This is a genomic window from Planktothrix sp. FACHB-1365, from assembly GCF_014697575.1.
GTDB lineage: Bacteria > Cyanobacteriota > Cyanobacteriia > Cyanobacteriales > Microcoleaceae > Planktothrix.
Genome location: NZ_JACJSC010000002.1, coordinates 348,290 through 371,482, shown reverse-complemented (window position 1 = coordinate 371,482; position 23,193 = coordinate 348,290). Strand labels below are relative to the sequence as shown.

Genomic DNA, 23,193 nt, shown 5'->3' with positions numbered 1-23,193 from the left:
AAGGACGGAATGAGAGACGGATTCAAGGGTATAAAAACACCAGCGCAAAATACCTTCATTCCTTACGTCCTGAGTACGCACAGTTAGGTCAAAGCTTACAGAAGGCTGAAGCTAACGCCGATCAAGCTATTAACAATTTAATGGCTCAATTGTAGTCTTTTCTGGATTCATTATATGAATTTCATTTAATGAATTTCATAGTATGAATTCAGAAAACTATAAACCCGTCCCTTTAAGGGGACGGGAGCAAACTTAACGTTCAAGTATTCAAGCTAAGAGGATTGTAACATGACGGTAGTACAAATTGAGGAGCGCAAAATTGAGTTCTTAGTGCCAATAGGTGTTCCGATACCAGAGTATCGTATTGGTCAATTAGTAGCAGTCCTTCTCGTCAAGGACTGGGAAACCCCTGACAATAAGTGTTGGTTCCCCGCAATGGTAACTGGTATGGCGTGGTTACAATACCGTGATGAATTTTACTGGGAATATCAAGTTAAATTTTTGAACTGTGATGGAGATCCTTTTGAGTGGTTCTCTTCCTCTGAAATGTGGTTACTAGAGGACTGCTAGAGATGATCCAGTTTTATCGTATTACCGGGTTCCTTTTGTTAGTAGCTAGTACCGCAAGCTTGATCAGTTTACTCGCATTATTAGTCAATCAATTAAGGGAACCTTTCTTTGTTCTTTCTCTTATTGTCTCAATCGGTTTAAGTGTTACGGGTACGGCTATCTATTATCGTAAAACCGATGATAAAGAATGGGTTTTAGGTCTACTTTTCCTTGTTGGTTTAGCGACTGCTTTATTAGTAGGGGGGTTAATTCAATGGGTTACTCGGTAATCAATCCAAATGTTCAAACTGAAGCAATAAAACAGAACTGGAAATTAAACCACTGCATTAACTTATTTTTGTTAACTACTTCACTCCCCTTCTGGTTTTTTACCCCATTCTTAACCCGTGATGTTACTGCTAACAATTGGCATAAGTTTTTTAGATTCAGTTCTATTACTTACGCGATATTAGCGAGTAGTTCATCACTTTACCTAACAACTCAACTCGGTAAACTAAAACCCAAAATTGATGCAATCAATAAACGTGAACAAGCTGAATTTAAACACAGTTTAGCGAGCGATCTATTCTTAGCTCAAAGCACGAATACTGCTATCGCTCAATATTTACTGGCTGATAGGAGTAGTTCACTGAGTTCAGAACAAGCTGTTGAGAATGAACTCCTGAACGATAGTGTTCATAGGGGCTCTAGCGAAAACGTAGACTCAGTTCAGAACAGTTCAGAACTCCTGAACAAGTCAGTTCAAGCGGTTCAGAACAGTTCAGATAATGAACTCTCACCTTTAGCTATAGAACATTTTGAGGATGTACTGGATGCGTTAGAAGACGGGTTGAGTGATTCCCATATCATTAAAAACGTGATGGGATTTAAAAACTACCGCTACAAGGAAGGTAAAAATGTATTAAATGAAATAAAGCGTTTTATTGATTTAGAGGGTTAAACGGTTTTCGTAAAAACCGTTAATACATTTTTTTGTAAAATCCGTTAACGAGGTTTTTGTTAAAACCTCGTTAACGGAAATCATAAGGATTGAGTTAGGGGCGCAACAACCTCTAATTTAAGGCGTAAACTCTAATAAGGTTTACGTTTGTCAAACCATTGTTAAATATTGTCATTCCCTCGATTTATCGCTATCCTAGAAGCTGTTAACCTCACAAACGCAAAAAGAGGCAACCCTGTTAAAGTTACCTCTTAGGTATGAATAAAAATTCACATAAAAACGCAGGAAAAATACCCTTTCACAAAAAAACATCCGATATGAATAATTATAGTACAAGTCACCAAAATACGCAACAAGCTAAAAAATTTGTCGGTAATCTCACTGGCAAGCACTACAACTATTTAAGGTTTAACCGGAAGATGCCGAGAAACTGGGTAGTCGCTAATTTTGAGAGTATCACCCAGAAAGAAGCGAAAGAGATGGGTTTTAGTGCGCCGTCCGATGGCATTCTGTTAAAGTCAGTGTTGCCTAGTCTACAGAGTCAGTTTAGACCGAACGATCCAAAAGTAGAGAAAAAGGCGGGCGGTACAGAACGGGTTATCAAGTACATCACCCCGTTCGGTTGTGAGATTGACGCAATGTTGCCCGTTCATCCTGATTATCCTAACTTCTGGACTGACGTAGAGGAACTCAAAAAGCGTTGCTGGATAATAAACGACCATCCTTACTTATTTGTTACAGAAGGCTTTATAGATGCCTTAATCGCTACTGCTAACGGCTTCCCTACAATAGCGTTAACGGGTGTTGAGAACGGGTTAACGGGGAGTAAACGCGATCCAGAGGGTAAACGATTTTTAGTTCCGACATTGCGACATTTTGCAGAGTTAGGTTTTGGTTTCATTATCGGCTTTGATGCTGACAGTGTAAGTAACAGAAATGTAATTAATGCACAAAAAACCTTAGTAAAACAGTTACAGTTATTTGAAGACACACCAACCTACAACATAACTGGACTCTGGACTATGACATCCGATGGTAGTGACAAGGGTATAGGTGACTATATCCAAAAACACGGGGCTGACGCTTTTAGACAAAATGTTTTAAGACGTGCTGAACCCATCGCTAACTGGTTAATTAAAGTTAATGAACAATTAAAAGCAGAAGGGATAAATGCAGATGATGAGTTACCACCTAAGACTACTAAGTTAGAAACTCAATATACTCAAGTTAAATTAGTCGTGGGAGATAAAATTAAGTTTAATGAGTTGACAAAAGAGATTGAGTTTAACGGTAAACCCATAGATTTCGATAACTTTAAACTTAAGTTAGCAAAGGACTTCAAGCTTGAACTCAAGGGGTGTCCAAAAGAGGATTTAAAAGCTATTATCGTTGAAATTGCTGAAGAAAACTCTTATCACCCTGTCAGAGAATATTTTAGTCAATGTAACGAAGAATATTCTGATACATCTATTCTTGACGGTCTAGCTAAACGGTATTTTGGAACAAATAACTCGCTGTATCAAGCATTCATTAGAAAGACTCTAATTGCTGCGGTAGCAAGGGTTTATGAACCCGGTTGTAAGGTAGACACAGCGTTAATTTTACAAGGGGGACAAGGAACATACAAGTCCACTTTTTTCCGTGCTTTAGCGAGTGATAATTGGTTTTGTGATGATATGGGTTCCCCTGACAATAAAGATGAAGTGATGAAACTGCATACGTCACTTTTTACGGAATGGGCAGAACTAGAAAATATTTTCAGTAAATCAGATATCAGCAAGATTAAGGGGTTTTTAACAACGTCATCAGACAGGCTTAGAATGCCATACGGTGCTAGAACAAAACTCATGCCACGCATGGGGGTTATTGTTGGTTCAACAAATAAGTCAGACGTACTCCGTGATCCAACAGGAAGCCGCCGTTTTTGGGTTATTCCTGTTACAAAAACAATCCCTATTGACCTCTTAGTACAAGAGCGTGACGCTATCTGGGGGGCTGCGGTACAAGCCTACAAAAATGGTGAGAAATGGTATCTAAACCATGATGAGCAGAAACAATCTGACGCTAATAATGAAGCGTTCTCTTCCGTGTCCCCTTGGTTAGATGACATTGAGAACTATTTAGAAGGCAAGGCAATTGTTACCACTGAGGAACTGTTGAACCTAGTAGGGGTTGACAAGGATAACCTTAGTCAAGCTAAACGCGCTCAAACTGAGATATCAGACATTATGACAACGCTTAAATGGGAACCTGCTCAAAATATTAAGGGGGATGACGGTAAACGCAAACGGGGTTACAAGCGTCCTGTAGTAGTCACAACTCCTGAACCTGAACCTACCCCAGAAGACGTTACACAACCCCCTACAGGCTGTGTAGATGACCGTGTAAGCCAAAACCCTGATACAGAGGGAGATACACAACCCACACAACCTACACAGCAAAATTCTCAAAACTCTAAACCTATAGAAACCAAACCTGACGATTTTCAGATAGGGGATAGGGTAATAGAGGCATACCCTAGGACTATTGGGGATAACAAACGTTTTGGGATAGTTGTAGAGGTTGAGAGACCAAACGGGTGTAAAGGTATTTACACGGTTGAATGGGAGAATGCCAACGTCACGGGGTTGAGGAATGATATGTACTCCCATGAGATAGAGCATTACGACGGGTGAACAAAAAAAATAGAGAGGGTTAATCCCTCTCTGAATCAGTGTTACACTGATAGAATAGTTAACACTAGATAGTAGATAATTATATGGCTAACCACAATCCCAATACTGAAGGATTAACTCAATCAAAGTGGATCAATAAACCCGTTAAAGTCTACCGACTACCTGAACCTATAGCAGATGATGTCTTAACCTATGCTCATCTACTGGACAAGGGTGATATCGCTCCTATCGTTGTCACCCTGAATCATGCCCTGGGTTTACCTGCTAACAAGGGGGGTGCTATTAAAGTGGAAATTAAAAAGGTATTGGAGATACTGACAAAGGGTTAACCCTAAAACTAAAACCCATCACTCACCTGACGGTAATCTACAAAATCTAAATCCTCTGTCATCGTTTTATCGCTATTGGTTTACTTTTCCAGTTTCAGCCGCCGAACTCGGCGGCTGAAAATAGATATGAACTAATGAGTCTTTAGAATTTCACTTAGAATATTTAAGAGTAGTGTTTGTCCATCTTTCCCTATGGACGGCTTGCGCCCTTCAAACATCGCTAAACAGCTATCAAAGGTTATGGTGTTCATATCAATATTTCCATCCCAGTTATCAGAAAGGAAACGTTTAACGTAATTAGATCTTGCGATAAGCTTTTCTGTTTCTGTTTCTGCTTTTGGGTAGGTTTTCCCCCCGCTTTTGTAGTTACCGTCAACTGACTCATTAAAAGATGAAAGGATTTCATCAGTAATGATGGTTAATTTATCAATTTTAATAACTTCATAAAACATCCCTAAACAGTTTTTAGCTTTACTTTCTCCCATCTGACCGTAGCCTACATATTCGTGATATTTGTCTATTGTTCCTCTGTCAGCACCTAAATCAAAATTACCCTCAAAATAACCACCATCCCCAATATCCTCTAATAATTTAGCTGCAATAAAATTCTCAGAAACGGAACCAATGGTATATTTTTTACCGCTCTTACTCTCCTTCTCAATAACCTTGAAAGGAATATCGAGTTTGACAGCAGGTAATTCATTAGTAAGTTTAAAATCTGGATCATAACCCCACTTACCATCAGGGGATTTAGTTGACTTGCCAATATTTGTTAAATCCCCACCTAATATACCAATAACCGTTAAGTAATCTTCTTCTTTTTTAATTAAAGCTTCAAGAAATACAATAATACTTTGTTGACGGTTATAATTGTCAAATTCGATTTTTCCAATTTTGTCATTAAGCTTAGTATATTTATACATTTTACTCCTTGTTTGGTTGTTGCGTAGTGTAGTGAACTGATAACTGATTAGTTTAATGACGTTTCGGTTAATAATTAATCTTGATTTGATTCTGAATTGTTCATGATGTTAATTCTCGTTGTAGTGTTTCGGGTCAAAGTCAAACAAGGTTACATCGTTAAAACGATTGCCTGAATTTGGCAAAGTTAGATACTCATTGTCGTAATAACTGAGAAGCATACTCAACTCATATTTGTAGACAAACGCAGTAATCGGGATTACTATTATCGAATTATTGTTGGTGTTGGACAATGTTAACTCAGTAAGTATTTTTTTGTGATTACATCGATTTACCGAAAAACATTTAATTAAATCAAACTTGCTTAAGTCAAGATACAAAACCAGCAAGTTTTGTCGAGGTTCTTCACCTGGTAATACAGGTTTTGTCTCTATTATCGTGATTTTTATTTTCATGATTTTACCTTTTGAGTAGGTTTGTAATGATTGATGTGAAAAGAAATGATTTTAAGGTCTTTAATCATTTCTTTAGGGGTAACACTTCTAAAACACTCATCTATTCTTTGTGATTGCTGTTGAACAATTGTAATTTTGGGAATTAAATGAGGAAAATTACAATCGATTAACTGTAATTGTCTTTTAAATTCACGCGTAGCAATCCCCTTAGCTTCGATTAGCATTAATTCATTATTTTCATGACCCATTACTACAAAATCACATCGCCAATATTTAGCCTTATGTTCCTTTTTTTTCTTCAGTCATATACTTGCCTCAAAATATATAACCCATTATTTTATATCAAAATCGTCCATACTTGGGGGATTATAGTTTGTGGTTTTTTCAATATAATTAACTAAAGTATTCAATTGAATACTTATATAATGATCCCTTTTCTTCATTTCATGTCTTAATGATTCTAGTCCTTGATTAATGTCTTTTTTATTCAGATTGATTTGTTGCTGCAATCTTTCTTCCCATTGTGAAAGTTTCCATATCGCAACAAACAACGCGATAATATTACTAATAAAGAGGAAAAATAAGTTATAATCTATATTCATAATCTTCATTATACTTATGCGGGGACAGTTATTATTATGACAGATAACACCGGAGATTGGGAGAAAGAGCTACTAAAAAACATTAAAGAGGGGCGCAAGGTCACAAAATCATCTCGTGATCCTAAAAAACGGCGATGGGCGTTTAGTGAAGCACCTAATTATCGAGTATTTGAAACATCACCGAACCAAAAACTCGATAAAGGCAAAACTTATTTAATTAGTGGTACAGAATCACAAATTATTTTGCAAGCTAGTTTAATTAAAGCTTTGCACGATATTCTAGGCAATAGACTCGGTTACACAATTGATTTTGAAACATGGTTTGAAGATTTTAGTTTTGAGTTTAAATACAATCCAATAACCAATAAACCCAGGTTTATTATTAATGAAGATGATGTATTGTCGTTTTGGGGTGTTGATAGAGAGGAGCGACCTAGTTTTGAATGGATAGAACCATCACAGGAAGAAAATAAAAAAACAGATGATGATAAGCAATTAAATTATATAGTTATTAAATTCTACAAAAACAGAAAACAAAAAAATGATTTTATTTTTGTAACAGGTACAGAATCAGAAGTTAGGATGCAGTTGCTTGATTTGATGAAAGTAACCACAACAGCAAGTAATAGTAAGCCGGGTTACGGTGAATACATTAGTAATAAAGGTAAACCTAAAGTAGTTTTATATTTTCTTGAGAAAATTGGAGACGTTGAATTTGGATACAGACAAATTGATGCAAAAATAACTTTTAGGTTAAATAACTTATCTGAGAAATGGGATGATCCAGATAAACAAAACTTAACATTATCAGATATTGAGCAGTTGGCGGTAAGGATAAAAAATGAATTCTGCACACCTACACTCTATAAATTTAAGAAGGGTAAAACTACAGTTAGTTATAGAGATAAAAAACATGGCATGGAGAGCTACAGTTATTTTTACTCTAAACAGAATGGGGTAGCTCTTTATCAAAAAATCTGTAATATCGCACAAATTCAATATGAGCCAAAATTCTGTAAAGTAACAGAATCAGAGGATGTAGTTAACGCTTATCCTACAATCCCTCTAAACGAGAATGTATTAGGGGAACAGGTGAAAGGTGAAAGGATTAGACCTGTAGGAGATGTTTATTTTGAATATGCTGTACTAAGCTTGTCAAGCTTGAGTCGAAATATAATCCTAGTATCATCTAACGGTAGCCTATTTGATTCAAGTCAATTTGATTTGAATAAATACAAGTAACTGTGCTGTATCTCACAGAAACTCTATTAAGGTTTCCCATACGTTTTTCGCTGTATACCCAAAAAGAGTGATATAACAAAAGAGTGAACAAATCAACCTAATTAACTTAAGTATGAAAATATTAGAATTTTTTGAAAAATTGAGTGATTCAGAAAAAGCTTTTTTTACAAATCAGTATTTAACTAAAGCGAGTAGAATCAAACACCCACGGAAACCTGCGTCTACAGAATTAAATCGAGTAAATGTTGCGGTGATCCCATTTGGGCAGTCTACCGATGCTACCATCGCGAATAGTTATCGCATAGTAACTGCTACTGTTCAGGCTCTTAAAATTGCTAAATTATTTGATACTAACACCGAAACTTCTGCCTTCGGTTTACTGCTTGACTCAACTGGTAAAACAGAAGACGCAAACCTTGTGCGTCCTGCATTGTGTCGGGTAACGTTATCTCAAAAAGCGGGTACACCTACCAGCAAAACATCCAGCAGAACAAGTAGAACTTACAAAGCAAAAAATACTCGATCCGGTAGTATTCCTTTTGGGAGAACTACCTCAGTAGCGACTGTAACAGATAAAAAATCAGGTGCAACAGAAACAACGGTTGCTGAGATTGACTACAACGATAGTCGCTCATCTATTGAAACTAAAGTTCGTGGGACAGACTTAGGTACGTTAAAAGCTTCAGTAGGTTTTAAACCTGAGATTTGGAAACTAGGCAAAGCTGCATCTGGTACTGGTGCAACTGTTACTGGTGCTTTTGCCTTTAGTTAATTTATGATTGGAAATACTGAAACCTATCAGGAGATAGCTGATATTTTCCTGATAGATGTAGATTTAGATCAGCCAGAAGATTTAATAGAGCAAGCTTTTATTAGAGCAAGGATTATCGAGAAGGCTACTGTTAAACTTCTTAACTTTGAGATTGATGTTCAAACATTCCTTGATATTGTTGAACCCTGTCAAGATGACATGGACAATTTTCTAAGTAGTGTTGAATCAAAAATAGAAAATATCAACTTGTTATGTACACCAATTCAATAGGTGATTGGCAAGAATTAACGGTATCTGGTTCAATTACTGATGAATGGAAAATTTATCAAAATAGTTGTACCAGTGCTGTTTTATTCGATTTAACTTTTAACACAAATTGGGATGATTGGAATAATAGAAAAGGATGGCATAGCTACGGATTGATTAGAAGTGTTTACACCGACCTATCCAATAACACTTGGTATGGGAAAGCTCAAAAAATTTATCCTTCAGAATTGCCAACCTTTTTAGAATTCCCTATCTATCCTTCATTAGTTGGTAAAACAATTTTAAGGAATATTTCAGTTAGAAGAGTCTGGCAAAAATACCCTATACCAAAAACCCCAAACGGAAATATTCAATGGGATGCTATACATCCAAACACACTGGACTGGAGCTTAAATATCGCTTATCTCTTGGATTAAAGTAATGATATAATCTTTTAAATTATTTAACGGGTTGTACCATGAAACCAAAGAAACCAATAAACACAAACAAAAAGATTGAATGGGAACAATTGACAGCAGTAGAACAACTGCTGATTCCTGTGTTAATGAGTATTTTGATAATATCAACAATAAATCTTTTTTCTCTCTGGAAAATCCTTACAATTCTATTATCCTATTAAACTAATGAACATAACACCACAGCAATATCCACAATTTAACGATACAACCTTAGAAAGTTTATTGTTATCATTGGCTCGTAAGATATTAGAAATTCAAAAAGACTCAACATTAAATTCAACCAGTGAAACAATAATCACAATTACAGAAGATTTGAATAATGAAACTACAGAGGTACAATTAAAAGAACTTCAAGCAAGCATCGTTAATGGAATCATAACAATTAAAAATTATTTTAATTATGATTTTACCGATGGTGTTGGTCAATATCCTTTTAATAGAACAAATATTGTTGACGCTTTTTTTCATGTTTTGATGTTTCAGCAGAAACATGAATTAAATATCGCTAAAAATCCAGGGAGTTTAATGTGTTGTGATTTTGATATTGCCAATGTTTCAGAGATGAACATGACGCAACAACTGGTGATTAATGCTGGATTGACTGATTATCCTATCACTGTAACCAATGGTAATAGCTTGACAACAGCATCTAAACAGTATTTAATATAGATGTGTTGGAGTGATAGTTCTATACTTTATTCTCGTTTTCCCCTCTTTCTAGGCGAGTTAGAAAGAGGGCTTTTCTTTTATGTTTTCCAGTTTTCAGCCGCCGAGTTCTGCGGCTGAAAATCAGAAAGGTAGACTAAGCATATCTGAATTCAAAATAGTCCATTATATCATCCTCAATTACATCACGAGCACCATCCAGAAAACCTTCAACAAAAGACTTAATGCGAGGATCTCCGATAGAATCAACTTTCTTTTCTACCCATGTACTAATTCTCCAGTCTTTAATCTCACTCTCTGGGGTATTGGGATTTTCTTCATCTCCCCACCCGTGAACGAGTTCATAGAAGTCCGGCATTGTCTCTTTAATATTGGGTATTGATTGTACTGCTAATTTAATCGCATCACGTCCCTGTAAGAACGCAAATAAGAATCCAATTCGTTTCGCTGCATTTAACCCCACCCACGCAAAATTACTAATCCCATCGAGTAACTGCTTGCGTTTTTCTTCTGCATATTCACAATATGCAAGTGCAATCCCTCTAATATCAATTTGTATTTTTGGCGGTGCTAAGGTTCCTGTAATAATAAAACGCATAAAGGAACTGCCTAAAAACTGACCCGCTTGACCATACAATCCGTCTATAATCGAATTAATTTGCTTCCAAATTTCACTATTTGGAATGTCAAAATTAAATTCGTAAATTATGTCTCCAAAATTTAACAATCCCTGTACAAGCTGCGGAATACTTGTCCCCGCTACATTTGCGATCGTTGATGCAGCCCACAATGATAATCCAGCCCCACCTACTTTTGTAGCTATGTCTACACTTTGTCTAACAAGAGTTATGGGGTCTTCTCCTTGCATTACCACTCCAGCTATAGCCCAAGCAGCAACACCCATCAACCCACCCGCTATACCGCCAACAATTACACCGGGTAATCCTAACAACCCACCGCTTATTGCAGAACCTATTGCTCCCCCTACTTTAGCCCCTGCAACCGTCCCAGCAACGATAGCACCATAGAGAGTAACACCCTTGAAAATTTTTGCTAACCATGATTCAGAGTTAGCTACAGCTTTCGCCATATTGTGAAACCAAGAACTAACCTTAGAGAAGAAATTTACATCAGGCTCTTTTCCAGATTCACTGATAGCTGATGGTAAGGTTTCTTCTCTGATTTGAGTTACATCTTTTGAATCTAATTTTGTAGGTTTTTCAGCCATATCTTTCTTTAAATGATATTATATCTATATTAACAAAAAACATGGAATCATGCCTATTATTCCATCAACCTATGTAGGTTTAAGTTCTGTAAATGTTGTTGGTTCCACTGAATCAGCAAACACTTCCTATGGATTCTGTACGTCATTTTCTGTTTCACTGAAAAACAATGAATTTATTAAAATTATTGGGGAATGTACAGAATCCATTAAACGAAAAATAGCAATAGATATCATCTCAGGGAGTGCTTATATTTATTGGACAAAAAACGAAACTCAACTTTGCTTGATATCTCAAAAAGAATTAAAAGAAGGAGATCAATTAATTGATAATGATTTAGATAAGTTAGGGGTAACAATTAAAGCAACGAATCTGCCGTGTGAATTCTTCGTTGCTTTAAAATGGGATAAAGATATTAATTTTTACATTTATTCAGAAAATATAGAGGAGGAGCTAATGATTCCGGTAAAGGTACGCTTGATGATTGGTACAGGAAACAATTATATCGAAAGAAATATTAATGATTTTGACACAGATGCAACCCAATACTTAATTAATTTAAACAAGCTAAAGAATAGCGATAGTGGTATTACAGGATACAAACTTTTTGATATATTTACTTTCTATCCTGGTAAACCTATTACATTTAATGTATCTATTACTAATCCCACCAATTACGGTGATATCGCATTGCAATTGTTTGATCCAATCAATATAGGTGAAGCACTATTCGATGTCGCAAATGACGTTATTAATTTAGAATTAAATGGGTTAAGCGATACTTTTGTAGGTAATATAACTCGCAACGCTTCTTATGCTCATGTTGCCAATAATCAAGTAATAGTTAATCCTGATTTTTCGCGTCATAGCGGTAGATTTGTTGCTATTAATCAATCCTCTGGGATGTACGATACTGCAATCATAGAAAGCTATACAGCTAATACAGACATTTATAGCGGTGGGACATTTACGCTAACAGGAGAATTTTAATATGTATCAAGTACCCTTTACTGGAGAGACAAAAAGAACATTGATTAATGCTAATACAACCAAATTAAGTCAATGGATTAAAGATATTTATTATGAATACAACGAGATATCAATCCTTAGCTGGAGAGAGATTGCCTTAAAACATTTACCGATTGATGCAGAGATAAGCACCGCTATGTTTGAATTAAAATGTGAGTATTTAGCTCTTGATTATTTGATTCCATCTAGGGTTCCGGTTCCGAGTTCCGCCATTCCCAGGCTTGATAATCTTCAAGATACAGAACTGACTAAACAAGCAAAAACTATTGAGTTTAAAAATAAATATAATAATAAAAATGATTACGCTTTTGAATTTAGGATTTTAGAGCATTATGATAATGATTACGCTTTAATTAATGGCATTAGTAGATATAGTAATGATATTGATTATGATATCGCATTGAATTATCCGATATCTGATTTAATTTATAATAATCACTTGCCGGGAGCGAGGAATTTAATGCCTTATATAACTAAAGATAGTGTGGTGTTTTTTGGAGACATCAAACAAGAATTAAAATTACAGGTTATACCTGCTTTACAAGGTAATGACATTATTACGATCAAAGGCGGTTACTCTGGGAGTGTTACTTATGAAAAAAAATTAATTGAATTAATAGAAACTAAAAGTCAAATATTAACGATTATGACAACACCAGTTAAAGTTTTAGATACCAATAAGAAAAGATACTCTTTTTATTTATGCAATAATTCTTTGGTAGACATTTATTATCATTTTGGAGTTAATAATTTATTTTCAACTAAACTTATATTAAAACCAGGGTCTACGCTTGTCTATGAAAATAAATCATTAAATATAGATGGCAGTGAAATTAATTATCCTGATAATCGTTATGTTCTAGGCTTACCACTATGGGTAAAAACATCTAGTGATGCTGGACAAGTTTCTATTGAAGAATTGAGTCTACCTTTCTGATTTTCAGCCGCAGAACTCGGCGGCTGAAACTGAAAAACATAACCTAAGTCAAAGGAAACCGCAAAAATGACAACCTACCAAACAGATGTAGAAATCAGTAATAGACCACGAGTAGAATTTGCAGACCCTATGACTCGTGGGACGGTAGATTTGCGACCAAGATTTAAAGGGGGGGAACTGACCGCCCCTAACAAGCCCGGTAATACACCCGCAAGCACACGCACTGGTAAATCCAGTGGTGGCGGCACGAATTCAACTTATAGACCGCCTAATGATGCTACACAAGCTAAACGAATGGACGGGAGTGGAAACTACGGAAACCCGATGAGGAATCATGTAGATGTACAGTCTACAGAAGTACCGGGAAGCAAGCACCAAACGCTAGGGAACAGAGCAAGGGTAGCGAGTTCCAATGCTAGAGACGCTGCTGGTAAAGTCGCTAAAACTGCGGGTAAGGTGGGGGAACGTGTAGCGGGCAGGGTAATGCCTGGTGTGGGGATTAATGCAAGGGGTGATTTAGACTTCGGTTTGAGAGCGGGTGGGGCTGGCGTAAGCTTGTCGGTTAAAGGTGATCTATCGTTAGGTGTACCGGGCTTAAGTGCAACGGTAAGTTTAAGAGATCCGTCTGATACCATCATTGATTTAGGTTTCGGTGCTTTAACTTGTGAGCAAACGAGAGACGGTTGCTCTATAACCGTCACCTGGCGTATGGGGGGGAAAATCATCAACCAAGATACCAGGGAAGCAGATGATTGTAGAGAACCCGAACCTACACCGGAACCCACACCGGAACCTACACCAGCACCTACACCGCAACCAGGGGAAGACCCCTTAAACACTCCCGGTGCGACTGTCACCAGCACTCGCACTGTAACCAAGATAGATGGTGCGAGTGGGGTGCGAGTCATGGTCAAAGAAAAAATATCCTTTACGTCACAACCAACTTATTACACATATTTTTATGACCATGATTATCAAAATGATCCGATCCCTGCTAATGAGTCATGGGATCACACTTACTTCCCTTATGATCGAGTAATCTTTGGTGATTTCTATCTAATAGAAGAAACTAATTTTTATACTTATAATGTAATTTTACGAGAAGACATCTGGATAGATTACAACACACCTGAGTATTTTCAATACATATACTTATTTGGAACAGTTGAATATAAAACAAAAAAACTATCTACTCATGAAAATCCAATAAGTAGCCAACAAATATTTACTCAATTTACAGAGCAGAACAAACATACTATATTTATAGCTCCCGATCCACATTACGGAATGATAACAGCAACAGATGGTGCGAGTGGGATTTCTTTTACTCTTCCCGTTATAAAGAATAATGGTGCTGACCCTAGCTTGTTTATAGGCATAAGACAACGTACGATCGAGTTTCGCTTTATACCTATTAATGGTTCCACTAATAGCGGTACTGGGCTACCATATAAACAGAAACCTAAAGGATTATTACCAATGACTAACGATTGTTGCGATATAACTAAAAGAATTTACGTCATGCTAGGTGGTGATGATTTTTATAACGAAGGGTTAAAAATACCTAACTCGTTATACGTCCCTGGTGGAAATGGAGATACAGAAGCTTTAACATATAACGAGTTAATTAATTTATTATTCAGAACCTTGGCTTATAGAACTCCTGGGAATATAAAAGTTAAGCTCAAAGATTCAAACCTTATGAAACCAGGAGAGCAACCATTAACTTATAAGCCTACTGATGCAACATCCTATTTTAATAAGTTAATGGAGTTAACAATGAGTCAAGATAGCGATTTATCTGCATTGTTAAATTTATTAATTCGCTTAAATTGGATTGTTGTACAAATACTTAATTTAGTAACTAAAGTTAATTTTGCTATTCAAGCAATTCTAGGATTTTTTACGATTCCTGTAAGAGATAATGTAGAAATCGTCGAGATTCCTGTTGACCCATCTTTAGGTCAGGCGGTAGGGTTTCAACCAAAGAAACCCACCGATGAGAAATTATTAAAATTACTGGATTTAGATGATCCTGAAAAAACCCGCTCTTTATTAGATAAATTTATGAATAACAGTAAAATAGCTGTTACTTATAAAAAGTTAATTACATCCGCACAAGGCGGTAACTATTGGTGGCTATTCAATAAAAACAGATAGGGAAAAATAATGAAAAAACCAAAAAACCAAAAATCAGATGTAATTAATTCTATTGAAAATAGAGAGGTAAAAAAACCTAAGAAAAAAAATGGAAAGGAAACGTTAACGAATAGTATTAATGAAGAGGTAGCAAAAATGGTATTAAAGATTCAACAAGAAAGGGCATTTGTCAGGGAAGATGCGGAAATAGTATTGGGAAAAGGCGGGGGTGAAAACTTGGAGTTTTATTGTGATGATTTTCAAAATAATTATGATTATTCAACAAAAGAAAGTATGAGGAAAAAAGAGGTTAAAACTAAAACTGATGTCCTTCTACGTCCGGTTTCAGAGATGGATGAGTATAATGAAAAAAGATAATTTGAGGGAGTGAGGGAGTTCCTCTATTTTGTTCCTAGATTTAAGTTTAAGTAGTTGCCTGTTTAGAGAATGTTGTCCTTAAAAGTTAGCTATTGGTTTACTTTTCCAGTTTCAGCCGCCGAACTCGGCGGCTGAAAATAGATATACGGACTAACCTTTTGAATTAAAAATGGGTTGTAAAGCTGTTGTTTGTTGGTGTTGAGAACACCCTCTCTCCTACCGCTCAAAACCTCTTAAATGAAGCGTGGTGAACCTGTCAAGTTGTACCCAGCGTAAGCGTGACTTGACAGGGGAACAAGCGGAATAAAATAGAGGTTGACGGTAGGAGAGAGGTTATGTTATTCTTATTTCATAAGGGAGGAATCCCATTGGTGTTTCCAAAAACAATTCAAATAGCTTGAGTTTGATAGGTACTTGCTATTAAAAAAAATCAAAATCTATCTAATAACCCGCCTAACAACGTACACAGCCAGTGAGCCAACGTACTATAATGGGCGGGTTTAACATTTAAGTTTAAGAAGCATTTCTATATTAAAAAAGAGGGGTGTAATAACCCCTCTAATTATTTGTTTAGTCAACTAAACTAATTATCTAATTGATAGATAATTTTTAACATTGCTTTAACTGATGGATCGTTTAAATCAAAGCCAGAGGCTTCAAGTTGAAACTTAGCTGCATCTAATCCTAGCGGTTGTTTACTGTAATTTGTCAACAAGTCTACGGTAGTCTGCAAGTTCTCTCTTGATTTATAGGTGCTGTCATTCATTGCTACAGAATGCCCTAATGACCTTGCTCTTGTTTCTTGTGGAATACCGTACTTTTCACCTAGTTGATTACCTAGATGTCGAAACGCATAAGCTTGCGTTACCGGGCATTTGTAACCTAATAATCGTTTACGGTAATTAGCTGTAAAACCTGTAATATAACTTTCTGGTTTGCTGTTTAATTTTGGGGTGTAAGCAGGTAGTTTAGGATAGTGTATTTTTAACAATTCAATGATTTTGTTGTTATTGCATAATGGTGTGCAGATACGTCCTCCCGTTTTAATTGTTATTGGGATATCGTTATTTTCTCCTACATAGTATTGATTACCTAAAACTAAAAGTAACTCTGTGTTAGTAGGATCATTGATAGCTTTTATCGTTACTTTTGAAGCACCTAAGCGACTTCCTTTGCTACCCCAAGCTTGTTTAATTTCCTTCTCTGTAACAGGCTTGTAGAGATTGATAGCTGACATTATTTCACTGGGTCTTAAGCCATAGATTACACACATAGCACAAACCCATAACCATGATTGCCTAGTTTCTCTATCACATTGACGGTTAAGTGTGGGTATCTCATCACTACAGGTTTTATACCAGTTCAGGAATTCATCAATACTTATTGATTGTTTTTCTTTAAAAATAGATTGTTTTGAATCTATTTTATTAAGCTTTTCAATTAACAATTGACTGGTTTTGATATTACAGCGATTAGCTATATTTTTAAGTGTGCTGTAACAGTCTTTGTAGCTTTTAGTTCCTTTTTCAAAAGAATTAAGAACCAATTCTAAATCTATCCATTCAGGGTATTTATCCCAATTATTGAACTTATTAAAAAACTTTAGATAGGTTTCAAAAAAAGAACGGTCATAGTTTGTTATCCCTTTTTTCCGTTTTTCTCCCGTGTTTTTATGTGTCCCGTTCCAATATTCTTGTTCTATTTCCTCAAATATTTCACGGTAGGTTTTGAGGTCATTAACTAAGGTATTTTTACCTAGTATTTCTAAGTCGTACCAACTCCAGAACTCACTAGCGGTTGTGAACCGTTCTAGGGCTTCTTTAACCTTCCACGCCTTGTCTAGTGCCTCAATAACTCCTTTCTCTGTAAATTGTACCCCACAAGTCTTAGTAGAACGTTTTCTCGTATCGGGAAAAGTGAACTGTAGTAATAAGTGCTTATTATTCTGAAGCTTAAGGCTTACTCCTTTGGGTGTCTCCTTAGCTTTGCGTTGATAGAACTCTAGCAGGTCAGGATATCCCTTATAGGTTCCCTCTGTATTTAGGTTTAAAGCGTTACTCATTTTTTACTCATTCCGTTTTAAGGGTTGAGATTGAGTAATCTTGAGTTACGGTAGAATCAGGGTTGTAGACTCCCTCACAGGTTCAAGTCCTTTTGTCCGCATTTATTGATTGGCTCGTAGGAAATGCTTATCGAAAAATTGGGTTTAAAACCCCCATTACGAACTTTAAACCGATTTTTTAGGTAACTTTTTGGTTAACTTCGTCCGGCTTTGTCGAAATATAATCCCGTTTTGTACGATTTGCAAAAATCGCCGTTGATCAAAAAACCCTTGAATTAACATTTCTATCTCGGTTTCTCCTAAGAAAGGGATATCTTCTTTGTTAATTGCAGGAATTGGGATAAACTGTTTCCAATCATTCATTAATGTGCCAATCCGAGATTGAATCCCATTAGACAGCACCAGCAACTCATTAAATGAAAAAAACTTAGGCAGGTGAACTTGATACTCTTGAAGTCGTAAACACGCCGCTCGTAGTGACCAGCTTTCCTCCCCTCCATGAAGACCCTGAAAGACTACTAATGGCAATCCATTAATAAAGATAACCAGATCTAGGCAATGTTGATAGTCGCCTTCAATCACAGGAAAGGAATAGATCACTAACCAATCGTTATTCAGCAGATTGGAGAAATCTAAAAGTTGCAACGTTATCGGTTTATTAGAAATAGTCAATAACGTGTTAATTCTAATCCCATGCAACAATTGTAGATGCCATTGATTTCCAGAAAGGGCATAAGCCATCGAATCAGGTTTCCTTGCCTATTTCCTAGTCGAGCAAAATATAGCGTATACGTTGCGATCGCTAAGAGTTTAAAACACTCTTCAAATAAGTAAGAATGGGTAAACAAAGAGGTTTCTAACATATCAAATACAAGGCTTAAAAACAGCCAAAAAATAGTGATTAATAAAAACAAATATTCGGATTGATAAATCAAATTTTTAAAAATCCACAGATAAGCTAAAAGTCCGATGCCATAAACGGCAAAAACAGTGAGTTCGCAAATATTCTTAATCCTGCGAGTTGCTTCGATGGGAATGAAGAAGACTAAGATATCATCTCCTAATTCATGAATTGAGAGAAAGTAATCGAGTAATAAAACTAAAGATAAAATTGCTGAGAACAATTTGCTTGACAGAATTATGGGGGTTCTGGTACCATTAAAAAAATGTTAAGATAACAAATCATTAGTTAATGTACAAGAGTTTTTCAAGTCTCGGTGACTGTCCCAGAACGATCTAATCCGGCTTTAACCCAATTAATACAGTCTTGTTGTGAAAGGAAAAGTTTAGGCGCTGCAATATTATTTAAACTATAAGGTTTGTAATGATCGTAAAAGTATTTTTCCGCTTCTTGATAAATGATAATTAAATCATTTTGATAGGTATATCGACAGTGAAAATAATCTTCTTTAGGAATAATATCTGAATGGTGATCTAAATGATCCTGAGCAATTTCGATAATTTTTTCCAGTTGACTACAATAGAGATCAGCCGGATTTTCAGATTTGTGAAATTTTCCTTTATGTCCCAGTTGGGATAATAACATATAAGAATAAATTTTTCTATCACTCACCGTCACTCGAACAAAGGGAATAATTAAATACCCTTGATAAGAAATAGATTTTTCGTATAAAAAACGATCCATATTAAGAATAAAAAGTTAAGTTTTGACGGTGAGTTTAGATGAATCCAGGGATAAATATCAATCTGAATTAGGTTGATAATAAAGAGAGGATTGATATAAAACTTGTTCTTGATGGGTATAGAGGGTACAATCTGAACGAGGATAAGCAACACAGGTTACAGTATACCCCATCGCGATTTCCGCAGGCCGGAGAAATTTTTGTTCACTTTGATCAACTTGACCGTTTAGGAGTTTAGCAACACAAACTGAACAATCTCCTTGCTCACATCCTGATGGTAGACGAATACCATTGTCTTTTGCAATATCGAGAATATACTGATCATCAGGAACCGGAATGGTGCAATCTAAACCTTGAGCTTCGTTAATTAAGCGGACTTGATAAACCGTCATTGTAAAAATTTGACTCAATTGCTGTTCAGGAGTAGCCTAATTTTTAATTATAAAAGAAGAAGGAGACACTTTAGACCCAAGATCTCTAATCTTGATATCAATTTGTTGCAAAAGTTAAAATGGCTAATAATCAGGATTTAGATTGGCTGACTTGAAGAAAGAAATCAATAGAAGAATAAAGGTTCTGGAGGTTGATGAAATATTCATGCTCTGGACTATTTTCAATTTCTGGATTCCTTAACTCCTAAGACTCTAGTAAAACCAGATTTCTATATTTTTTATGCCTCATTTTTTACAAATTTTTAATATTAAAAACTTTGGTTTTAATCCTTTAAAACTTAATATTAAACTTCGTTTTTTTTCTGCCTATTCTCCATTTTTTATCCTACTTTTACAGATCAATTCTGCCTTAGCTCAGGTGAGTCCTCCTCTAACAGATCAACGTCCTGAATCTTTACCCCACGACGGATCAATTATCCCAATTCCTCCTCAACCTTCACCCCTAGAACCTCAACTTCCTTCTCCTTCCCCTCCATTAGAACCCTTGCTTTCTCCGTCATTTCCTACCCCAATCCCCTCAGAACAAATTCCTGAGAGTTTGAATACCATTACAATTGAACGGTTTGAATTTGAAGGAAATACGGTTTTTAGTGATCAACAATTAGCGGAAATTACTAAACATTTTGTGGGTCATCCCATTACCTTTACCGAGTTATTGCAGGCGCGTTCTGCGGTGACAAATTTTTATATTTCTCAGGGTTATATTACCTCCGGTGCATTAATTCCGCCCCAAACCTTAACCAATGGAACCGTGACCCTTACCGTTTTAGAAGGAAGAATTACCGCAATTAATATTCAAGGAAAAGGGCGATTAAATCCTAACTATGTTAAAAGTCGGTTGGAATTAGTAACTCGTAAACCCTTTAATCAAAAACACCTTTTACAAGCTTTACAATTACTGCAACTTGATCCGGTTGTGGAAAGGATTTCGGCGGAATTAGCAACCGGAATTAATCCAGGCGAAAGTATTCTGAATGTTACGTTTGAAACCGCCAACACCTTTAATGTTAATTTATTTACCGATAATAATCGCTCTCCGACGGTCGGATCATGGGAACGGGGAATTGAAGTCAGTGAAGGGAATTTATTAGGACAAGGCGATCGCTTAGAGTTGTCCTATAGTAATACTCAAGGGAGTAATATTGTCGATACGTTGTATACCTTTCCTGTTACCTCTCGCAATACGACATTAGGCTTTTATTTTAACTATACTAATAGTCGCATTGTGGAACCTCCGTTTAACGATTTAGATATTAAAGCTAATAGTGTTAATTATGAATTCCGCATTCGTCAACCGATTATTCAAACCCCAACGGAAGAATTCGCATTAGGGTTGACCTTTGGTCGTCGGGAAAGTGATACCAGTATTTTAGGGGTGGGTTTTCCTTTGTCCAGGGGTGCAGAGGAGGACGGGAAAACACGACTTTCGATTTTTCGATTTTCTCAAGAATATACCTATCAAGGGCCAAAACAGGTGTTTGCGGTGCGATCGCAATTGAGTTTTGGCGTCGGACTCTTGGATGCAACGTTAAGTTCAGATCAACCGGATAGTCAATATTTTGCTTGGCGAGGTCAGGTGCAGTGGGTGCGGTTGTTAGCACCCGATACTGTGTTTTTATTGCGGTCTGATGTGCAACTGACGAACCAAGAATTACTTCCTTTAGAACAAATGGGACTGGGAGGAATGGAAAGTGTGCGAGGCTATCGTCAGGATGTGTTGTTACGGGATAATGTGATTTTTGCTTCCGCAGAATTGCGTTATCCCCTAGTTCGCACCAAAAATGGTGAGGGAGTCTTACAACTCACCCCTTTTATAGATTTTGGTCAAGCTTGGAATGCACCGGGAGAATTGGAGTTACCCGATCGCACATTATTGTCCGTCGGGTTAGGATTAAGGTGGAAATATAGCGATCGCTTGACCGCACGAATTGACTGGGGAATTCCCTTAATTCAAACAGAGTCTGGCGATCGCACGTTACAGGAACAAGGAATTTATTTTTTATTAAATTGGCGGCTTTTTTAATGTTTAGCTGCAACTCCTAACTGTTCAAATAATAAACTCGGAACATAGGAACTACTTCCCACCCATTCCGGTTGATTTCCTAAATCCACTAACTGTTTAAAGGCTTCAAAAATATTCCCCGCTACCATTGTATTTTTCACCCGACCGACAATTTTACCTTGTTCAACTTTATAACCTAAATCGAGGTTAACAGAAAATTCTCCGGCGAGTTGATTGGATTGACCTGCCCCTAAAACTTGATCTACAATTAAGCCTTGATCAATACTAGCAATTAAGTCTTCGGTTGAGGTTTTTCCGGGCTCAAGACATAAATTAACTAAGGATGGACTGGGACGAGATAACCCCCCGCGAAATCCATTTCCGGTGGATGAAATTTGATACTTACTTCCCCATTGTCGATCCCAGTAAAATTGATTTATTGTTCCGTGATCAATGAATTGTTTGGCGGTGGTTGGAGTTCCTTCATCGTCAAAAGAACAGGCGGAGGGGCCGAAATTGGGGTCTTCATATAAACTTAAACGAGAATCAAATAAAGTTTCTCCGACTTTATCAACTAAGGGGGAAGATTTTTGAACAATGGTTTGACCGGATAAAATTGTTCTAAATAATCCCCCAAATATTCTCGCAACGGCTTGAGGGGTAAAAAAGATGGGGAAAGTTCCACTTTGAATTGTGGCTTTTTGTTCGGCTAGGCGATATTTTTGGATTAAGTCTTGGAGTAAGCGGTCAGTTTGTAAAGGGCGATCGCTGGCAACATCATAACAGCCAATTTCTAAAAAGTCTTCTCCTCTAACTAAATTTCCCGATAAGGAAGCACTGAATAACTGACTAGAACGTTCGGCATAAACATCCTGATTTGTGGCAATTTGGATTTGTTGACGAGAAATATTAAATCCCACACTCACTAAGATTTCAGGATTATAATTAAGTACCTGTTCAATCAAGTTTTTTCCGATTTCAACTAATTCTTGAGTGGCGGGAGGAATAAAGGCGGAAGTCGGGGAAGATAAATGGAGATCCGCCGCCAATTCAAAATCAGCCGGGGCTCCAATTTCTGAAGTTTGTAAGGCGGCTTCTACTAAATCTTCTAAACGGGTTAAATCCGTTGAACTAGCAAATCCTAATTTACCTTGGTGAATGAGTCGTAATGCTACTCCTTGTCTGGCTTTTGTTTGTAGGGACTTGAGGCGATTATTTTCAAACTCAATAGGAGTATTCTGACTCGACAGATAATAAACCTCAACAGCATCTGCTTTTTGAGTGGCGAGTTGTAAGATTTGATCGAGAATAGGATTTACCATTGGAAATTAATAAAATAGGATTATTTTTATTGTATAACAAAAATCAGAAAGTCTGCAATTATAAGTTACTCTCTATTAGCCTTTAAACCTTTTTTTAATTCCAACC

At 36.5% G+C, this 23,193-nt stretch carries 25 protein-coding genes; 15 read left to right on the top strand and 10 right to left on the bottom strand.

Features of this window, described 5'->3' with window-relative positions:
* Positions 1-288 precede the first annotated feature (288 nt).
* The 5 genes from H6G57_RS05935 to H6G57_RS05915 all read left to right on the top strand — a co-directional run bounded on the left by H6G57_RS05935 (position 289) and on the right by H6G57_RS05915 (position 4,514).
* On the top strand, positions 289-570 hold the full coding sequence (locus tag H6G57_RS05935) for a hypothetical protein (protein ID WP_190516808.1): 282 nt from the start codon (positions 289-291) through the stop codon (positions 568-570).
* A 2-nt stretch (positions 571-572) separates the two neighbouring features.
* Positions 573-839: a hypothetical protein gene (locus H6G57_RS05930; RefSeq protein ID WP_190516806.1), complete on the top strand. Its 267-nt coding sequence runs from the start codon at positions 573-575 to the stop codon at positions 837-839.
* Positions 824-1,510 carry a hypothetical protein gene (locus H6G57_RS05925; protein ID WP_190516804.1) on the top strand — a complete coding sequence of 229 codons (687 nt, stop codon included), beginning with the start codon at positions 824-826 and terminating at the stop codon, positions 1,508-1,510. The genes H6G57_RS05930 and H6G57_RS05925 overlap by 16 nt, the downstream gene beginning before the upstream one ends.
* A 257-nt stretch (positions 1,511-1,767) precedes the next feature.
* Positions 1,768-4,185, top strand: a complete 2,418-nt coding sequence (locus H6G57_RS05920) for a VapE domain-containing protein (protein WP_190516802.1) — start codon at positions 1,768-1,770, stop codon at positions 4,183-4,185.
* Positions 4,186-4,268: 83 nt separating this feature from the next.
* Positions 4,269-4,514: a hypothetical protein gene (locus H6G57_RS05915; protein WP_190516801.1), complete on the top strand. Its 246-nt coding sequence runs from the start codon at positions 4,269-4,271 to the stop codon at positions 4,512-4,514.
* Between the two features lie 131 nt (positions 4,515-4,645).
* Here H6G57_RS05915 and H6G57_RS05910 read toward each other — a convergent pair whose 3' ends face one another.
* From H6G57_RS05910 to H6G57_RS05900, 3 genes are all read right to left on the bottom strand, one after another.
* Positions 4,646-5,437 (bottom strand): hypothetical protein, encoded by a 792-nt coding sequence (locus H6G57_RS05910; protein ID WP_190516799.1) that lies wholly within the window; start codon positions 5,435-5,437, stop codon positions 4,646-4,648.
* A 449-nt stretch (positions 5,438-5,886) separates the two neighbouring features.
* Positions 5,887-6,138 (bottom strand): hypothetical protein, encoded by a 252-nt coding sequence (locus H6G57_RS05905; RefSeq protein ID WP_190516797.1) that lies wholly within the window; start codon positions 6,136-6,138, stop codon positions 5,887-5,889.
* Positions 6,139-6,222: 84 nt separating this feature from the next.
* Positions 6,223-6,492, bottom strand: coding sequence for a hypothetical protein (locus tag H6G57_RS05900; RefSeq protein WP_190516796.1), 270 nt, complete (start codon positions 6,490-6,492; stop codon positions 6,223-6,225).
* Positions 6,493-6,528: 36 nt separating this feature from the next.
* On the opposite strand from H6G57_RS05900, the gene H6G57_RS05895 reads away from it, so the two are divergent.
* The 5 genes from H6G57_RS05895 (at position 6,529) to H6G57_RS05875 (ending at position 9,900) form a co-directional block, all read left to right on the top strand.
* Positions 6,529-7,734 (top strand): hypothetical protein, encoded by a 1,206-nt coding sequence (locus H6G57_RS05895; protein WP_190516794.1) that lies wholly within the window; start codon positions 6,529-6,531, stop codon positions 7,732-7,734.
* A gap of 112 nt (positions 7,735-7,846) precedes the next feature.
* On the top strand, positions 7,847-8,506 hold the full coding sequence (locus tag H6G57_RS05890; protein ID WP_190516792.1) for a hypothetical protein: 660 nt from the start codon (positions 7,847-7,849) through the stop codon (positions 8,504-8,506).
* Between the two features lie 3 nt (positions 8,507-8,509).
* On the top strand, positions 8,510-8,776 hold the full coding sequence (locus tag H6G57_RS05885) for a hypothetical protein (protein WP_190516791.1): 267 nt from the start codon (positions 8,510-8,512) through the stop codon (positions 8,774-8,776).
* Positions 8,758-9,189 carry a hypothetical protein gene (locus tag H6G57_RS05880; protein WP_190516789.1) on the top strand — a complete coding sequence of 144 codons (432 nt, stop codon included), beginning with the start codon at positions 8,758-8,760 and terminating at the stop codon, positions 9,187-9,189. Before H6G57_RS05885 ends, H6G57_RS05880 begins: the two co-directional genes overlap by 19 nt.
* Before the next feature lie 207 nt (positions 9,190-9,396).
* Entirely contained in the window at positions 9,397-9,900 is a 504-nt protein-coding gene (locus tag H6G57_RS05875; RefSeq protein WP_190516788.1) for a hypothetical protein, read from the top strand.
* A gap of 133 nt (positions 9,901-10,033) precedes the next feature.
* On the opposite strand, the gene H6G57_RS05870 is transcribed toward H6G57_RS05875, so the two are convergent.
* Positions 10,034-11,125 carry a hypothetical protein gene (locus H6G57_RS05870; protein ID WP_190516786.1) on the bottom strand — a complete coding sequence of 364 codons (1,092 nt, stop codon included), beginning with the start codon at positions 11,123-11,125 and terminating at the stop codon, positions 10,034-10,036.
* 49 nt (positions 11,126-11,174) lie between these two features.
* Between H6G57_RS05870 and H6G57_RS05865 the strand changes: the two genes are divergently transcribed.
* From H6G57_RS05865 to H6G57_RS05850, 4 genes are all read left to right on the top strand, one after another.
* A complete protein-coding gene (locus H6G57_RS05865) occupies positions 11,175-12,113 on the top strand; it encodes a hypothetical protein (RefSeq protein ID WP_190516784.1) in 939 nt (312 codons plus the stop codon).
* Between the two features lies 1 nt (position 12,114).
* Positions 12,115-13,089 carry a hypothetical protein gene (locus tag H6G57_RS05860; protein WP_190516783.1) on the top strand — a complete coding sequence of 325 codons (975 nt, stop codon included), beginning with the start codon at positions 12,115-12,117 and terminating at the stop codon, positions 13,087-13,089.
* A gap of 66 nt (positions 13,090-13,155) precedes the next feature.
* Positions 13,156-15,249: a hypothetical protein gene (locus tag H6G57_RS05855; protein ID WP_190516781.1), complete on the top strand. Its 2,094-nt coding sequence runs from the start codon at positions 13,156-13,158 to the stop codon at positions 15,247-15,249.
* A gap of 9 nt (positions 15,250-15,258) precedes the next feature.
* Positions 15,259-15,606 (top strand): hypothetical protein, encoded by a 348-nt coding sequence (locus tag H6G57_RS05850; RefSeq protein WP_190516780.1) that lies wholly within the window; start codon positions 15,259-15,261, stop codon positions 15,604-15,606.
* 583 nt (positions 15,607-16,189) lie between these two features.
* On the opposite strand, the gene H6G57_RS05845 is transcribed toward H6G57_RS05850, so the two are convergent.
* From H6G57_RS05845 to H6G57_RS05825, 5 genes are all read right to left on the bottom strand, one after another.
* Positions 16,190-17,668: a recombinase gene (locus H6G57_RS05845; protein WP_190516778.1), complete on the bottom strand. Its 1,479-nt coding sequence runs from the start codon at positions 17,666-17,668 to the stop codon at positions 16,190-16,192.
* Positions 17,669-17,833: 165 nt separating this feature from the next.
* Positions 17,834-18,409 (bottom strand): type I restriction endonuclease, encoded by a 576-nt coding sequence (locus H6G57_RS05840; RefSeq protein WP_190516776.1) that lies wholly within the window; start codon positions 18,407-18,409, stop codon positions 17,834-17,836.
* Complete coding sequence (locus H6G57_RS05835; RefSeq protein ID WP_190516775.1) at positions 18,337-18,792, bottom strand: hypothetical protein; 456 nt, start codon at positions 18,790-18,792, stop codon at positions 18,337-18,339. The genes H6G57_RS05840 and H6G57_RS05835 overlap by 73 nt, the downstream gene beginning before the upstream one ends.
* Positions 18,793-18,875: 83 nt before the next feature.
* Positions 18,876-19,313 (bottom strand): hypothetical protein, encoded by a 438-nt coding sequence (locus H6G57_RS05830; RefSeq protein WP_190516773.1) that lies wholly within the window; start codon positions 19,311-19,313, stop codon positions 18,876-18,878.
* Positions 19,314-19,370: 57 nt separating this feature from the next.
* Positions 19,371-19,703 (bottom strand): 2Fe-2S iron-sulfur cluster-binding protein, encoded by a 333-nt coding sequence (locus H6G57_RS05825; protein ID WP_190516771.1) that lies wholly within the window; start codon positions 19,701-19,703, stop codon positions 19,371-19,373.
* 280 nt (positions 19,704-19,983) lie between these two features.
* Between H6G57_RS05825 and H6G57_RS05820 the strand changes: the two genes are divergently transcribed.
* The gene (locus tag H6G57_RS05820; protein ID WP_190516770.1) at positions 19,984-21,786 is read left to right on the top strand and encodes a ShlB/FhaC/HecB family hemolysin secretion/activation protein; all 1,803 of its coding nucleotides are present in this window, start codon (positions 19,984-19,986) and stop codon (positions 21,784-21,786) included.
* On the opposite strand, the gene H6G57_RS05815 is transcribed toward H6G57_RS05820, so the two are convergent.
* Positions 21,783-23,087 carry a TldD/PmbA family protein gene (locus H6G57_RS05815; protein ID WP_190516768.1) on the bottom strand — a complete coding sequence of 435 codons (1,305 nt, stop codon included), beginning with the start codon at positions 23,085-23,087 and terminating at the stop codon, positions 21,783-21,785. The two genes, H6G57_RS05820 and H6G57_RS05815, sit on opposite strands and share 4 nt — an antisense overlap.
* Positions 23,088-23,193: the final 106 nt, after the last annotated feature.